Raw genomic sequence first — 14,313 nt, forward strand, 5'->3', positions numbered from 1 at the left:
CGAATATAACCGCTAGAGATTCGAGAAAACGTTTTAGAACCCTGACTTCTTGAAGAAACCAGGGTTCTGGATCTAATTTACTTTGCCGATGGTAGCTCGATTTTGACACCCAGTTTGTTGCTAAGATCGATCGCACTACTAGCAAAATCAGTCACGCCAGCGACACCAATGCCGATCGCAAGACCCGTCGCTACAATACGTTTTAATATAGTCTTTAATCTGGGATTGTCCCGTTCCTTCTCCGGTTTCTGGATTTCCGCTTCGACAGCTTCAATATCCAGAATGATCCCATCGCGGATCTCTTCGGGGAACTGCGTGGCGGTTTCGCGCATCGATGAGATTAGTTTGAGAAGTTCTGCCGTATTGGCGTTATTGTTTTGAGTGAAGCCAGAGGCTGTTAGTTGGGCGCTGTCTTTCACTTCTTTAGCGAAGTTGCCAATTTGTGCACCTTGCAAGTTGTTGGTTTGGGAAGAATCTTGAGTCATGTTTACTTCTGCTTTATTATTAATGGGTCTACTAACAGCTAGTTTAGCGATATCTACAATGTCGTCATATTCTCTTCCATATTTTTCATCGCCCTTTCCCTTATTGCGCCGAACTTCGATCGCCTCATAACCATCCAACAACTGCCGCAAATCCAGTTTCAGCTTAAGTTTACCGACGCGCACAGTATTCTCGCCCATATCCTCCAATCCCAGCAACTCATCGTAATCCAGCGGTTCAGCATCGGGATAACCGGGAACCGGAACCCATTGACTCACTTCCAGATTCGCAAAAGAGTTGTGAATTTTGCTAAACGTATCGCGAATTATCGTGAGAAAAGAACGCCGCGTCGATTCCCGCCCGCTAACAGCAATAAAGATTTTCTGATCTTTCGGATCGGATTTGATTCGGGCGATATTGCACACATCAGCGCCTTCGCAATAGGCCAGCATTACCCCCGTCCGCCAGTGGATTTTCTCGTGGATTTTGTCGTGCATCAGGACTATGAAACGCGACACAATGCTGTCGGGGAGGATATCGTAGTGGTATTGAAATTCCAGAGTTTCGCCTTTGAGCTCCGTGTTTTCCGGTTCTTCTTTCGGCAAAATACCGGGGATGAGGAAAGTCTTCTCGCGACAATCTCTGACAGGGAAGCAGAGTTGAAATTCGCCCATCAACTCAGTGAGACAGTTGTAACGGTGGCGGGGATATTTATGTGAGTCGAGGATGCGGCTGAGGTCGTCGTGGGTGAGAATGCCTTTAGTTTTGACTTTGAGCTCTTCGTCGCTGAGGAGGGCATAGATTCCTTCCGTCACCCAGTGAGGGTTGAGGATGTTGGTGGATTGCAGGATGGGGTGTTCGCGGAAGTTGAGGACAATGCCCAGGTTGTGCAGCAGTTCGAGTAATTGGGTTTTGTCGGTTTCTTCCCAGATGTTTTGTTTGCAGCAGATACTGGCGTATTCGCTCATATTGATGAAGTCTTTGTCAAGGGTTTCCAAACTCTGCTTGACTTGAAACCAGCTTAGCGGCAAAAGATCGTAAACTTCCTTGAGTTGAGAGATTTCGGTGTGGATGGCGCTGCGGAGTTCCTCGATTCCCGTTCCTTTTTCGCAGGAGGTTTCGAGGATAGCTTTGATGTTGGGATATTTGTCGCGCAATGCTTTGCGGTTGAGATCCAGGGGTTGTTCGTCGCACTTATTCCCGACAATGATGACTGGGGATGCGTCGCCGAAGCTTTCGATCAGTTTCAACCAGTATTCGAGGCGGTTTTCGTCTTCGCTGGTGCGGCAGTTGCACACGAGCACGTAGAGGCTGCGTTTGGTAAGGAAAAATTGGTGGGTGGCGTGGTAGATTTCTTGTCCGCCGAAGTCCCAGACGTTGAGTTTGACGGATTTGGTGTTGACTGTAATTTGCCAGTCTGTGATGTTGAGTCCGTCGGTTTGGGATTCGTTGGGGTTATATTTGTCGCAGATTAAGCGGTTAATTAGGGAGGTTTTGCCGACATTGCCTTGTCCGACTAGAAGGACTTTGGCTTCGTTGAGGGGGAGGACTTCGCCACTGCGGAGTTTTTGGAGATAGTTGAAAATGGCGGCGGGAGTACCGGGTTTATCTTTGTTGCCGAGGACTTCTGGAGAAATGGGTAGGGGATTGTGGCGGAGGTCGAGTGTTTCAAGTTTTGCGAGTGTTTCTAAGCATTCTGGAATCTTTTCAATCTGATTATTTCTGAGGTCAAGCCGTGTCAGATTCGACAGTTGAGCGATCGCCTCTGGGATGACTGTAATCTGATTGTTATCGAGGTGAAGCATTGTCAGATTCGACAGTTGGGCGATGACTTCTGAAATTTCGCTAATCTGATTGTTACGGAGGTCAAGCCATGTCAGATTGGACAGTTGGGCGATGACTTCTGGGATTTGGGTAATCTGATTGCTATCGAGGTCAAGCTGTGTCAGATGCGACAGTCTGCCAAGCACCTCTGGAATTTCTGCTATCTGATTGTTCCAGAGAGAAAGACTTGTCAAATTTGACAGGTGGCTGATGACTGCTGGAATTTTCGTAATCTGATTGTCATTGAGGTTAAGCTCAGTCAGATTGGACATTTGAACGAGTGCTTCGCAAAGCTTTGTCAACCCATCTGGGACTTGGGTAATCTGATTTTTACGGAGGCGAAGTTGTGTGAGATTGGGCAGTTGGATAAGCATTGTACAAAGCTTGGCCAACCCATCTGGGACTTGAATAATCTGATTGTCACTGAGATCGAGCTCTTTCAGATTGGGCAGTTGGACAAGTGATTCGTAAAGTTTTGCCAATGCCTCTGGGACTTGTGCAATCTGATTGCCACTGAGGTTAAGACGTGTCAGATTGGGCATTTGGACGAGTGCTTCGCAAAGCTTTGTCAACGCATCTGGGACTTGTGCGATTTGATTGTTCCCGAGGTCAAGATGTGTCAGATTCGACAGTTGAGCGAGCGCCTCTGGGATGACTGTAATCTGATTTATACTGAGGTTAATGTGTGTCAGATTCGAGAGTTGAGCGATCGCCTCTGGGATGACTGCAATCTGATTGGCACTGAGATAAAGCTGTGTGAGATTCGAGAGTTGAGCGATCGCCTCTGGGATGACTGCAATTTGATTATGTCTGAGTTCAAGTAGTGTCAGATTGGACAGTTGCCCGATCGCCTCTGGGATGACTGTAATCTGATTGCTACCGAGGGAAAGCTGTGTCAGATTCGAGAGTTGAGCGAGCGCCTCTGGGATGACTGTAATCTGATTCCTATTGAGGTTAATGTGTGTCAGATTGGACAGTTGCCCGATCGCCTCTGGGATGACTGCAATCTGATTGCTAATGAGGACAAGCTGTGTCAGATTGGAGAGTTGAGCGAGATCCTCTGGGATGACTTTAATCTGATTGTTACTGAGGTTAAGCTGTGTCAGATTGGAGAGTTGAGCGATCGCCTCTGGGATGACTGTAATCTGATTGCTAATGAGGACAAGCTGTGTCAGATGCGACAGTTGCCCGATCGCCTCTGGGATGACTGTAATCTGATTGATCATGAGGTCAATGTGTGTCAGATTGGAGAGTTGAGCGATCGCCTCTGGGATGACTGCAATCTGATTGTTAGCAATCGAAAGTATTTTTAAGTTGGTTAATTGAAAAACTACATCAGGAAACTCTGTTAACTTATTCCCAACCCACTCTTCTTTCTCCTCATCCAACTTCCCCAACAGCAAAGTCTCAAGCTGCGTGCACTTGCCAATCTCCGGCGGCAATTCCTCCAACTCCAGCCCCGCCAAATCCAATTCAGTCAAATTTTCCTCAGCCGCCCGGTGAATTCGCCGCAGTGCTTCCTCTCGCGTCATGCCCTTTCTTTCCCCGTGTGTTTCGCCGCCATCTTGTTTCTATTCTGACAGAGATTTCGGTGCTCCGGGAAAGATTAGCCGCGATCGTGCAGCCGAGAAACCGCATCGAGGCGAGAAACCCCAAAATTGTCATTGCGAGGAACGAAGCAATCTTAGTCTTGGCGATTGCTTCGTGCCTCGCAATGACATATATTTGTTATTTACGCATGGGGCCAAGAAACCGGGTTTCTACGAGTTTTTGGTTGGGTGACGAGAAATATTGAGAGAAACCCGGTTTCTGAGGTTTACGCATGGGGCCAAGAAACCGGGTTTCTTTGAGTTTTTGGTTGGGTGATGAGAAATATCGAGAGAAACCCGGTTTCTGAGATTTACGCATGGGCCAAGAAACCGGGTTTCTACGAGTTTTTGGGTTGGGTGACGATAAATATCGAGAGAAACCCGGTTTCTGAGGTTTACGGTTGGGACAAAGCAAGACAGCTATAATCAGGAGAGCAGTTACAAGAGGAAAGCCAATGGTGACAAGCCTAAATGTGGATACGGCACTGCTGCAAGAGGCGATCGCACTTAAGGAAGAAATTGCGATCGAAACCCTAGTAGAAATCGCCTTGCGCGAATACATTCAACGCCGCAAACAACCGCAGCATCTCGAACTTAGCTTTGGAGAATCTCTCAGTGCATTTCGTGAAAAATATCAAGTACATGAACTAGGTTTAAATCCCGATGAACTTTGGGGAGAGATTCGCGATCGAACTTTTGCAGGGCGCGAGGTCATATTTGAATGACACTGCGTTATTTACTAGATACTAACATTATTTCTGAACCTGTTCGTCCTGTCCCGAATGCCAATGTGATGACTCAATTAATTGAGGCAAAATCCACAGTGGCGATCGCCTCGGTAGTTTGGCACGAAATTCTGCTAGGCTGTTATCGAATGCCAGACTCTAAGCGTCGCCGCGCGATCGAAGCCTATCTTGAGGAAGAAGTGAAAGTGAAATTACCGATTTTGCCCTACACCCAAGAAGCGGCTGAGTGGTTCGCGAAAGAACGAGCAAGGCTAATTGCGATCGGTCAAACACCGTCTTATGCTGATGGGCAAATTGCGGCGATCGCTAAAGTCAACAATCTGATTCTAGTGACACGAAATGTTGCTGATTATGCAAACTTTCAAGATTTACCGATCGAAAACTGGTTTTCTTAAACTTCTCGCGTCATGCCCTTTGTTTCCCCGCCATCTTGTTTCTATTCTGACAGAAATTTCGGTGCTCCGGGAAAGATTAGCCGCAATTGTGCAGCCGAGAAACCGCATCGAGGCGAGAAACCGGGTTTCTTTGAGTTTTTGGTTGGGTGACGATAAATATCGAGAGAAACCCGGTTTCTGAGGTTTATCGTTGGGGCAAGAAACCGGGTTTCTACGAGTTTTTGGTTGGGTGTCGGGAAATATCGAGAGAAACCCGGTTTCTGAGGTTTACGCATGGGGCCAAGAAACCGGGTTTCTACGAGTTTTTGGGTTGGGTGTCGGGAAATATTGAGAGAAACCCGGTTTCTGAGATTTACGGTTGGGGCGAGAAACCGGGTTTCTACGAGTTTTTGGTTGGGTGTCGGGAAATATTGAGAGAAACCCGGTTTCTGAGATTTACGCATGGAGGGAGAAACCACACAATTTTTTGCTGGGTGGTTGAAATTATCGCGCGTACTCTTGAACTACAAAAACTGGATAACTGAACCCACGCTGATTCTGCTTTTTGATGCGAATCAGACGATCGTCGAGCGAATCAACCTCCTGAAGATAGGTATATAAAATAGTAACTTGTCCCAGGTAATCTCGATCGTCTTTACAAATAATTATTCCTGCATGATGCTCGCCGCCACGGTGCAGTGCCACAAAATCATCGCGATTGAAGGTAATCACCGTCCGATTTTGTGCAGTAGCAAAGCGCAGAACCTCGTCATCAGGAATCCCTTGATTCGCTCGATCGGCATCATAAGAAGTTAAAACATCACAGTCAAGGCTACGCAAATGCTCGACCATTGCGATCGGGAAGTTTTCATTAGAGTACAGCCTCACCCTTTCAATCATCGGTTTGATGAGAAACAATAATGCGATCGATTTGTTCGCGATGGCGATCGTAATAACGCCAAGCATTTTCTAGATCGAAACCCGACAAACCTGGATAATTCCGCAGTAACTCAGCCTCATCAGCCCCCTGTTGGTGAAGCGAAACCAGCGTCCAAACAGGAATGCGGGTATTACGAATCCGGGCATTTCCTCCACAAACTCCAGGTGTACTTTGAATCGCCCTAACTGAGAGTTTTTGTTGAAACAGCAAACTCTCTTCAGGTGTTAGCGACTCAATCACTTGAATTAAGGAGTCAACCAACTGAATGTTCATAGCCAGTAATTTACAGAATATGGAATTGCAATTGCCCAAACTATTATAGCAAATTTACCCAGCATCAACGTCTCAAGCTGCGTAAATTTGCCAATCCCCAATTGTCATTGCAAGGAACTAAGCAATCTTAGTCTTTGCGATTGCTTCGGTAAAACGCTCGCAATGACAGACAATATATGTAGACAGGGGGCGAGAAACCGGGTTTCTACGAGTTTCTGGTTTGGTGACGAGAAATATCGAGAGAAACCCGGTTTCTGAGATTTACGCATGGGGCGAGAAACCGGGTTTCTACGAGTTTCTGGGTTGGGTGACGATAAATATCGAGAGAAACCCGGTTTCTGAGGTCTGTGTTACCAAGACATCACAGATGATGGTATGCTTGAAATACAAAGTTATTTGTTTATGAATCAAATTAAACGTGTTGCCATAGTGGGAGGAACCCACGGAAACGAACTCACAGGAGTTTACCTTGTGAAGAAATTCGATCGCGCGCCAGAGTCAATTGGGCGATCGACTTTTGAAACAATTACCATGCTAGCCAATCCCCAAGCCTGCGAAATCGGCAGACGCTACATCGATATCGACCTCAACCGCTGCTTTCGCCAGCAAGACTTAGAAAATCCCGATATCTCCAGCTATGAAGCCCAGCGGGCGAAAGAAATCTATCACATTCTTAGCTCAAAAAACACCGAGGAACCAAGCTTAATTATCGACTTGCACAGCACCACATCGAACATGGGGCTAACATTCATTCTCGCCAGCCAGCATCCATTTAATCTCCAACTAGCAGCTTATTTGACCTCTGTCTATCCCCACCTCAAGCTACTGGCTTCTACAACCAACGCTCAAGATAGCCCGGTACTGCGATCGCTTTTCGAGTTAGGCGGTACGCTGGAAGTTGGTGCAGTGCCGCAAGGTGTCTTAGATGCGTCTTTGTTTCAGCAAACCGAGCAAGTTATCGGCACAATTTTAGACTGCGTAGAAGCTTACAATCTAGGCACTATGCCCGTTGTCAATAATTCCTTGACTATTTATCAAAGCATTCGGGCGATCGACTATCCGAGAAATGAGCAGGGAGAAATTCAGGCAATGATTCATCCTCAGCTACAATCCAAAGATTACGAAGCCCTGAATCCCGGCGATCCGATGTTTTTGACCTTTGATGGCGAGTCGGTCTTGTATGAAGGTAAATCGACCGTATATCCAATTTTTATTAACGAGGCGGCTTACTACGAAAAAGGAATTGCTATGTGTTTTACCCAAAAGCAAATTGTTTCTTACGGTTCGTAGTGAGGACTTTAGTCCGCAATAAGAAGGACTAAAGTCCTCACTACGAACCACCGAGTTGATTACCAAAAAGGAATTGCTATGTGTTTTACCAAAAAGCAAATTGTTTCTCATGGTTCGTAGTGAGGACTTTAGTCCGCAATAAGAAGGACTAAAGTCCTCACTACGAACCAGGGAGTTGATAACGAAAAGACACGATCGATCGTCTAAATTCCTGAGTAACTGTATTTTGAATGATTAATTGATTTTTGACTACCCAACTCAGCTTTTACATCCCACCTGCGAATGATTTTACTATCAAAAAAATACATTGCTACAATTTTGTTGACCGTCGGGTTGACAATTCTGTATAGTTGTGCTAGGAACACCGAAGTAAATGCGCCGATCGCCCAAGCCAACTCGATCGCCCAACGCCTCGTATCAACCGCCGTCGCCCAGCAGCCCAACAGCCCGAAATTCGGTCAGCCGATCGCCTGTACCCTAGGAAAAGACTGTTTTGTCATGCACTATTTCGATCGCGATCCAAGCCCCGCCGCCGTTGAATTCGGCTGCGGGCGGCAAACCTACGACGGGCACGATGGCATAGATTTTGCCATTCCCGACGCGAAAGCAATGGCGAAAGGAGTACCAGTTATCGCCTCGGCTGCGGGCAAAGTTTTGCGAGTGCGAGATGGTGTAGTCGATCGACGTTTGCAAAACCAGACAGACAAAGCCAGCGTCGCAGGTACAGAATGCGGTAACGGCATGGTAATCGATCACGGCAACGGCTGGGAAGCCCAATATTGCCACCTCCGCCAAAACAGCGTTGTGGTGAAGGCGGGAATGCAGGTAGAAAAAGGCACAGTTTTGGGCATGGTGGGGAACTCTGGCTTGGCTTCTTTTCCCCACGTACACGTCACTTTTCGGTATCAAGGTAAGCCCGTAGATCCCTTTGTCGGCCCGGAGGCCAAATTAGGCTGCAACATCACCCGCAATCCAATTTGGGATAAGCCGATCGACTATGTTTCCACAGGTTTAATCCGCGCTGGTTTTGCCAACAAGCAACCAGATGAGAACACTGTCTGGGCCGGACAATTTTCGGAGACTAAATTACCTGTCAATAGTCCTGTATTATTGTTTTGGGTGCAGAGTTACGGAGTCCTCAAGGGCGATCGCGAACAATACAAAATCTTTGCGCCCGATGGCAAAACCATCGTCAGCGACAGCAAGGAAATTCCAGCCTCCAACCGCACTTGGTTGCGTTATGCGGGCAAAAGAAACAGCACAAATTCTCCCCTGACTCCCGGAGTGTGGCGCGCCGAATACAAGTTGACGCGGGGCGATCGGGTATTAGCAGAAGTTAAGCGAGAAGTCGAATTGCGCTAGCAGCTAAGCCTTATAGAACCCATTTGAGATTTATTCGGCGTAAATCTCAGAAACCGGGTTTCTCTCGGTATTTCTCGTTACCCAACCCAAAAACTCGTAGAAACCCGGTTTCTTGCCCCCGGCGTAAATCTCAGAAACCGGGTTTCTTTCGGTATTTCTCGTCACCCAACCCAAAAACTCAAAGATGTCAAATGGGTTCTATAAACTTTAATATCCGTTTATTTCTTAGTCCCTCTGAGCTCGGACATCGTTTGTGTAGATGCGGTTTCAACCGCCGAGTCTTATTTATTTCTTAGTCCGCGATCGGACTTTTACAACAATGTCATACAGCCAATTCACCAGAAAGAATTGGTTTAAAGCCGGAACCCCTAAAGGCGAGAAATTAAAATCAGACGATTCATTACTCCAATCCTCTTCCTTCTAGGTAGAGGTAGCTGTCAACTCTTCGACTTCGCTCAGCGCAAGCTGTCAACTGTCAACTATCAACTGAATGAAGACTTACCAATCAAACTATGGAAGTCGATTTAAATGATTATTTTATTGATAATATTAGTCAAATTATTGGGATATTCAAATATTTGATAAAATAAGACGGCGAATGGAATTCGCGACTACACAAACCAAGTCCGCACTTCGACAAGCTCAGCGACCACCTCCGCGGACTCAAGAAAATCATATAATTTTCACCGCCGTGTCTTCTTCTGATTTTGACAAATTAGGGCAAATTTTCCCAAGCTTGAGCCACAATCTCGCTCAGCCAGCGCCTTTGAGCCAAATCGAGCAGATTGTCGTCTGCGAGCACCTCAGCCTTTAACTCATCCAAAGACTGAGAACGCGATCGGGCTATTTGAATCACACCCGCGATCGCAGATGCCACCAATTCTTCATTCAGCGGCTGCTGTCGCAAAGCAATCATTTCTTGAGGATTCGTAGGAATGGGGTAATTCATGAGATTGCATACCGAAGAAAGTAGATATTCAGCTACTGCGGGGCTTCCAGCGAATTAGCTAAAAATCTGAGAACACTGTAAACTTATTTAAAACTAAATAAGTATTCGGGAGTATAGCCTACTTTGCTCCCTTGTCAACTCCCCCATCTTTATGAATTTATTAGGAATAGAGACCGCAAAATGCAAGAAATTCTTTATCTAGAAGTCCCGACACCGGATACAGCAGCCGTCTGTACTTGGTTGCAACACGAATTTGATCCCGGAATCGGAGAAAAAATTATTACTCCTGACGGTTTTCGCCTGCTTTCAAAGGTAACAGCAGCCGAGTTTGTCAAATCTGGAGTTCAAAATGCTAATCTAAAACCGACATTCGCTGATAGCAATTCCGAAAACCACAATTCGCGATCGACTGAACTTTCCACTTTTGTCTGGTCAGTTCAGCGTACAACTTATTTAAAAGTTTTTCGTCTAGAAGACGCGCCCCCTGGCGAAAAAAAGTTCCTAGAAACTCTGAATCTGGCTGTGAGAAACAAGTTTCCCCATCACTACCTGGAACCCCCAGTCATAGACCTCTCCAAACAGTCAATTTTTGACGCTCTTGCCCCCCATTACCCCCTCACCGTCAAATACTTCCAAAAAATGCCCAAAGGCGAATACGACCTTCAGCGCGTCTACTGGTGGGAGCAGCGCTGGCGCGAAGGCACTCGCAATCCTCAAAAGCCAAAGCAAGTAGTGTTTTTGAAGGAAGAAGGAAGAAGGAAGAAGGAAGAAGGAAGAAGGAAGAAGGAAGAAGGCACTGTTTCGGTATCCGATTCTGGGGATACTTTTAAGGAAGAAGGCACTGTTTCGGTGTCGGATGCTGGGGATACTGTTTACGATTTGATTTATATTGGTGGGGCTTTGGGAGTTATTCACGCCGCAGTTATGGCGAGATTGGGCTACCGAGTGCTGCTGCTGGAAAGAATGCCTTTCGGGCGGATGAATCGGGAGTGGAATATTTCGCGGGATGAAATTCAAAGCTTAATTGATTTGGGTTTGTTTACGGCTGCGGAAATCGAAACTTTGATTGCCCGAGAATACAAAGATGGCTACAACAAGTTTTTTGATGCTAACAATCCGCCCGTTGCTAAAGCCCCAATCCTCCACACGCCGAAGGTGTTGAACGTAGCTTTAGATGGTGAAAAACTGCTGTATTTGGCTGGAGTTAAGCTAACAGAAGCTGGCGGGGAAATTTGGGACGAAACCGAGTTTATCAGAGCTGATGTTGACTCTGAGAAAGTAGTAGTTCAGGGCCGCCACTTGCCGACAAAAGCCGATCGCACAACCTCCGCCAGACTGCTAGTAGACGCAATGGGTTCAGCTTCTCCCATCGCTTGGCAATTGAACGGAGGGCGGGCGTTTGACAGCGTTTGCCCCACCGTCGGAGCTGCCATTGACGGAGGATTTGAGCCGGGGGTTTGGGATTCCGAGTACGGGGATGTTCTCTACAGTCACGGCGACATTTCCCGCGGCCGCCAGCTCATTTGGGAACTGTTTCCCGCTGCTGGTGGAGAGCTAACAGTTTATCTGTTTCACTACCACCAAGTAAATCCCGAAAATCCCGGTTCTTTGCTGGAACTGTACGAGGACTTTTTTACGATTTTGCCGGAGTACCGCCGCTGCGATCTCGATAAATTGGTGTGGAAAAAGCCGACTTTTGGTTATATCCCCGGGCATTTTAGCAGCAACAGCAGCGATCGCGCGGTGGCAGTCGATCGCCTAATTGCGATCGGCGATGCAGCATCTTTGCAATCTCCCTTAGTATTCACCGGTTTCGGCTCCCTCGTCCGCAATCTTTTTCGCCTAACAGACCTTCTGGATACAGCCCTAAAACACGATTTGTTGACAGTAAATCACTTAAACCAAATTCGCGCTTACCAGAGCAACGTGTCAGTAACTTGGCTGTTTTCTAAAGGGATGATGGTTCCCACCGGCCGCAGTTTGCCGCCCCAAAGAATTAATTCAATTCTCAATACCTTTTTCGGTATTTTGGCAGAACAAGAACTCACCGTAGCCGAAACTTTTATTAAAGATAGAGTCGATTGGCTCACTTTCAATCGATTGGCTATTCAAGCAGCCGGAAAAAACCCTTCTTTGCTGTTGTGGATTTTAGATTTTGTCACCTTGGGCGATGTTTGGCGCTGGTTGGGGAGTTACTTAACTTTTACTCTGCTGGCTTTAGCCAGTTGGCTGTTCGGATGGCTGCCGAGTTTCGCCCGCAAGGTACAGCCTTGGTTGGAACCCAGATATCCGGGTGTTTGGCTGTGGCTGTTAGCTACTAGCTATGCTCTTACCTACGGCATGGGAAAAGGGAAGAAAATAGTTTTGAGTTGATAGCTGAGTGCAGTGCCGTATCGCTCTCGTTGAATACGCGAGCGATACGGCACTGCACTCAAATAATATTTTTCCTGTCGAAATGCAAACGATATTATCTGTCTTTTTGGTAATTGGTAAATCTGAAAAATTACCAATTACCAATTACCAATTACCAACTTGAATTCACTATCGAAAACTCGGCAATTCAATTTCAGCTAGCGATCGACGTTTTTTAGAAGCCCGCAGCGGACTAGAAATCAAGCTCAGCCAGTCTGGTTGGGCAACGGCTGTAGGTTTGACCGCACTCGATCGCGCTTCTTGAATGCCAAAGGTTTCCACAGAATTCAAAATTTGAAAAGCCTTGGCCAATTTTTGGCTGCCTAATGTCGCAGCAGTTTCAGGTTTAGACTCAGTTACCGGCAATTCAGGTTCTGCAACCGCAATGGCAGACTCGGTTTCTGGCTCCTGAGGCTGGTAGGTTTCGGTCTCCTGCAATTGAATGCCTGATGCTTCGGCTAATTTGTTAAGTTCGAGATTGGCGATCGATTCAGGGTCGATCGCACGTTCAGCAAGCGCTGCCTCTAGATGCTCTTCCGGCTCTGACCAAGCTTTGACAGGGGAAGCGTTAAAGGCTGGCGGCAGCGGACTCTGAGAGCTTCTTACAGCCGCCAGCAAAGATTCTAATTGCTTGTGGGCGCTATCCTCCGCATCATCAGGTGGCTCGATAATTAAAGACTTCTGTGGCATCTCCAGACTTTTTTCCAAAGCAGCTTTGAATTGCAAAGTGTGGCGCTGCTGGCGGTGCAAGCGCGATCGCAATTCCGTGCAAACATTTTCTGTAGCTGCTAAGGAGTGAAACTGTTCGTTGTAGCGCTGCACCGTAGACGCACATTCTCGCTCCACAATCGCCAACCTGGTTTGACTGGTTGCCAACTTACTCCTTAAACTCTCCACTAAAATTTCTTGACCTTGGAGAGTTTGATGTGAAACTTCCACTTTGCCAAACAGCCTCGTCAATTGTTCTTGAGTATTTTCGAGTTCAGCAGTCCGCTGTTGTAGCAAAGTTTCTCGATCTTGCAAGGTTTTTTGGGATTCTTCGAGCGCTGTTTCTAGCTGAGCGATGCGCTGTAAAAGGTCGCGGTTGCATTCGTGCAGCGCTTGCATCAGGGTGACTGGGGTCGATCCTTTGCCCTTGGCCTGTTCGACATTGCCAAGCAGATTTTTGAGATGATCTGAAATCGCGGGCGAGTCCGCCTCTAGCTGCTGTGTCTGAGATTGAAAATTTTTCGCCGATTGTGTTGTAGGAATTGCATCTACGCCAATGGCGTTGGGAAAATCTACTGTTTGCCAGTCTTCTTCTGGCTGTTGGAAAACCCTCGCGGGGGTGTCTGTCTGCTGGGGGGCGATCGGCTCAAAACCCCCAGCAGCAGCAAAATTTGACTGTAATGGTTCGTTATCCGATTGAACAGCAGGGTGCGATTGATGCTGATTGGCTCGAAGATCAGCTTCTGACATGGCTTTCTATCCCAATAGTCACAGGGTCTCAAATACAGTCTATCCTGATAGATTCTCTAAAAGGAAGTCATTGGTCAGTGGTCATTGGTCATTAGTCATTAGTCAGTGGTCATTGGTCATTGGGCATTGGCCAAACAGGGCATTGGGCATTGGGCATTGGGCATTGGCCAAACAGGGCATTGGCCAAACAGGGCATTGGGCATTGGGCATTGGTCATTGGTCAGGAGTCATTGGTCAGTAGATATAGCAACTGCCAAGGCGATTAGGGCAGATTTTGTAGGGGCGGGTTCACCGATATCTTTCATCGGTATAGACAAATTCTATAAACCCGCCCCCACCCCACGACTTAACCACCCTGGCGGTTGCTATATCTTGAAAAAGTCATTTTAATCAAATTTTGGAACAGGCAAGATGCCTGTTCCACATAAAAAAAATTTTGTGGAACAGGCATCTTGCCTGTTCCTAGCTATTTTTGCAAGAGGTCATTGGTCATTGGTCAACTTCCTGACTTGCTGACTTGTTTATTCGCGTAGCCTTTAAGTGGTACAGTCGTCTAGACTCCTAAGTCATCAAAATTCCACCACTCCGGTACTCGAAGATTCGGCTAAACTTG

At 46.9% G+C, this 14,313-nt stretch carries 13 protein-coding genes; 6 read left to right on the top strand and 7 right to left on the bottom strand.

Going from position 1 to position 14,313, the window contains the following annotated elements; all coding sequences use genetic code 11:
* Positions 1-77 precede the first annotated feature (77 nt).
* The gene (locus tag QZW47_RS05860) at positions 78-3,839 is read right to left on the bottom strand and encodes a leucine-rich repeat domain-containing protein (RefSeq protein WP_293124963.1); all 3,762 of its coding nucleotides are present in this window, start codon (positions 3,837-3,839) and stop codon (positions 78-80) included.
* Positions 3,840-4,169: 330 nt separating this feature from the next.
* Between QZW47_RS05860 and QZW47_RS05865 the strand changes: the two genes are divergently transcribed.
* The 3 genes from QZW47_RS05865 to QZW47_RS05875 are packed head-to-tail and all read left to right on the top strand — an operon-like array spanning position 4,170 to position 5,037.
* Positions 4,170-4,322, top strand: coding sequence for a hypothetical protein (locus QZW47_RS05865; RefSeq protein ID WP_293124965.1), 153 nt, complete (start codon positions 4,170-4,172; stop codon positions 4,320-4,322).
* Between the two features lie 29 nt (positions 4,323-4,351).
* Positions 4,352-4,621 carry a type II toxin-antitoxin system VapB family antitoxin gene (locus QZW47_RS05870; RefSeq protein ID WP_293124967.1) on the top strand — a complete coding sequence of 90 codons (270 nt, stop codon included), beginning with the start codon at positions 4,352-4,354 and terminating at the stop codon, positions 4,619-4,621.
* Positions 4,618-5,037 (top strand): type II toxin-antitoxin system VapC family toxin, encoded by a 420-nt coding sequence (locus QZW47_RS05875; protein WP_293124969.1) that lies wholly within the window; start codon positions 4,618-4,620, stop codon positions 5,035-5,037. The genes QZW47_RS05870 and QZW47_RS05875 overlap by 4 nt, the downstream gene beginning before the upstream one ends.
* Positions 5,038-5,078: 41 nt before the next feature.
* On the opposite strand, the gene QZW47_RS05880 is transcribed toward QZW47_RS05875, so the two are convergent.
* From QZW47_RS05880 to QZW47_RS05890, 3 genes are read right to left on the bottom strand one after another with little or no spacing between them, the layout of a single operon-like run.
* Complete coding sequence (locus QZW47_RS05880) at positions 5,079-5,495, bottom strand: hypothetical protein (protein ID WP_293124971.1); 417 nt, start codon at positions 5,493-5,495, stop codon at positions 5,079-5,081.
* 25 nt (positions 5,496-5,520) lie between these two features.
* Entirely contained in the window at positions 5,521-5,982 is a 462-nt protein-coding gene (locus QZW47_RS05885) for a DUF5615 family PIN-like protein (RefSeq protein WP_293124973.1), read from the bottom strand.
* Positions 5,909-6,229 carry a DUF433 domain-containing protein gene (locus QZW47_RS05890; protein ID WP_293124975.1) on the bottom strand — a complete coding sequence of 107 codons (321 nt, stop codon included), beginning with the start codon at positions 6,227-6,229 and terminating at the stop codon, positions 5,909-5,911. Before QZW47_RS05890 ends, QZW47_RS05885 begins: the two co-directional genes overlap by 74 nt.
* Positions 6,230-6,631: 402 nt before the next feature.
* On the opposite strand from QZW47_RS05890, the gene QZW47_RS05895 reads away from it, so the two are divergent.
* Positions 6,632-7,519 (top strand): aspartoacylase, encoded by an 888-nt coding sequence (locus QZW47_RS05895; RefSeq protein WP_293125069.1) that lies wholly within the window; start codon positions 6,632-6,634, stop codon positions 7,517-7,519.
* 282 nt (positions 7,520-7,801) lie between these two features.
* The gene (locus QZW47_RS05900; protein ID WP_293124977.1) at positions 7,802-8,881 is read left to right on the top strand and encodes a M23 family metallopeptidase; all 1,080 of its coding nucleotides are present in this window, start codon (positions 7,802-7,804) and stop codon (positions 8,879-8,881) included.
* Positions 8,882-8,911: 30 nt separating this feature from the next.
* Here QZW47_RS05900 and QZW47_RS05905 read toward each other — a convergent pair whose 3' ends face one another.
* Both QZW47_RS05905 and QZW47_RS05910 read right to left on the bottom strand, forming a co-directional pair.
* The gene (locus tag QZW47_RS05905; RefSeq protein ID WP_293124979.1) at positions 8,912-9,046 is read right to left on the bottom strand and encodes a hypothetical protein; all 135 of its coding nucleotides are present in this window, start codon (positions 9,044-9,046) and stop codon (positions 8,912-8,914) included.
* A gap of 550 nt (positions 9,047-9,596) precedes the next feature.
* Positions 9,597-9,830: a hypothetical protein gene (locus QZW47_RS05910; protein WP_293124983.1), complete on the bottom strand. Its 234-nt coding sequence runs from the start codon at positions 9,828-9,830 to the stop codon at positions 9,597-9,599.
* A 180-nt stretch (positions 9,831-10,010) separates the two neighbouring features.
* Between QZW47_RS05910 and QZW47_RS05915 the strand changes: the two genes are divergently transcribed.
* Positions 10,011-12,203: a flavin-dependent dehydrogenase gene (locus QZW47_RS05915; RefSeq protein ID WP_293124985.1), complete on the top strand. Its 2,193-nt coding sequence runs from the start codon at positions 10,011-10,013 to the stop codon at positions 12,201-12,203.
* Between the two features lie 168 nt (positions 12,204-12,371).
* Here the strand turns inward: QZW47_RS05915 and QZW47_RS05920 are convergent, their stop codons facing one another.
* Positions 12,372-13,700 carry a hypothetical protein gene (locus tag QZW47_RS05920; RefSeq protein WP_293124987.1) on the bottom strand — a complete coding sequence of 443 codons (1,329 nt, stop codon included), beginning with the start codon at positions 13,698-13,700 and terminating at the stop codon, positions 12,372-12,374.
* Positions 13,701-14,313 lie beyond the last annotated feature (613 nt).

The organism is Microcoleus sp. bin38.metabat.b11b12b14.051 (genome assembly GCF_013299165.1).
Classification (GTDB): Bacteria; Cyanobacteriota; Cyanobacteriia; order Cyanobacteriales; family Microcoleaceae; genus Microcoleus.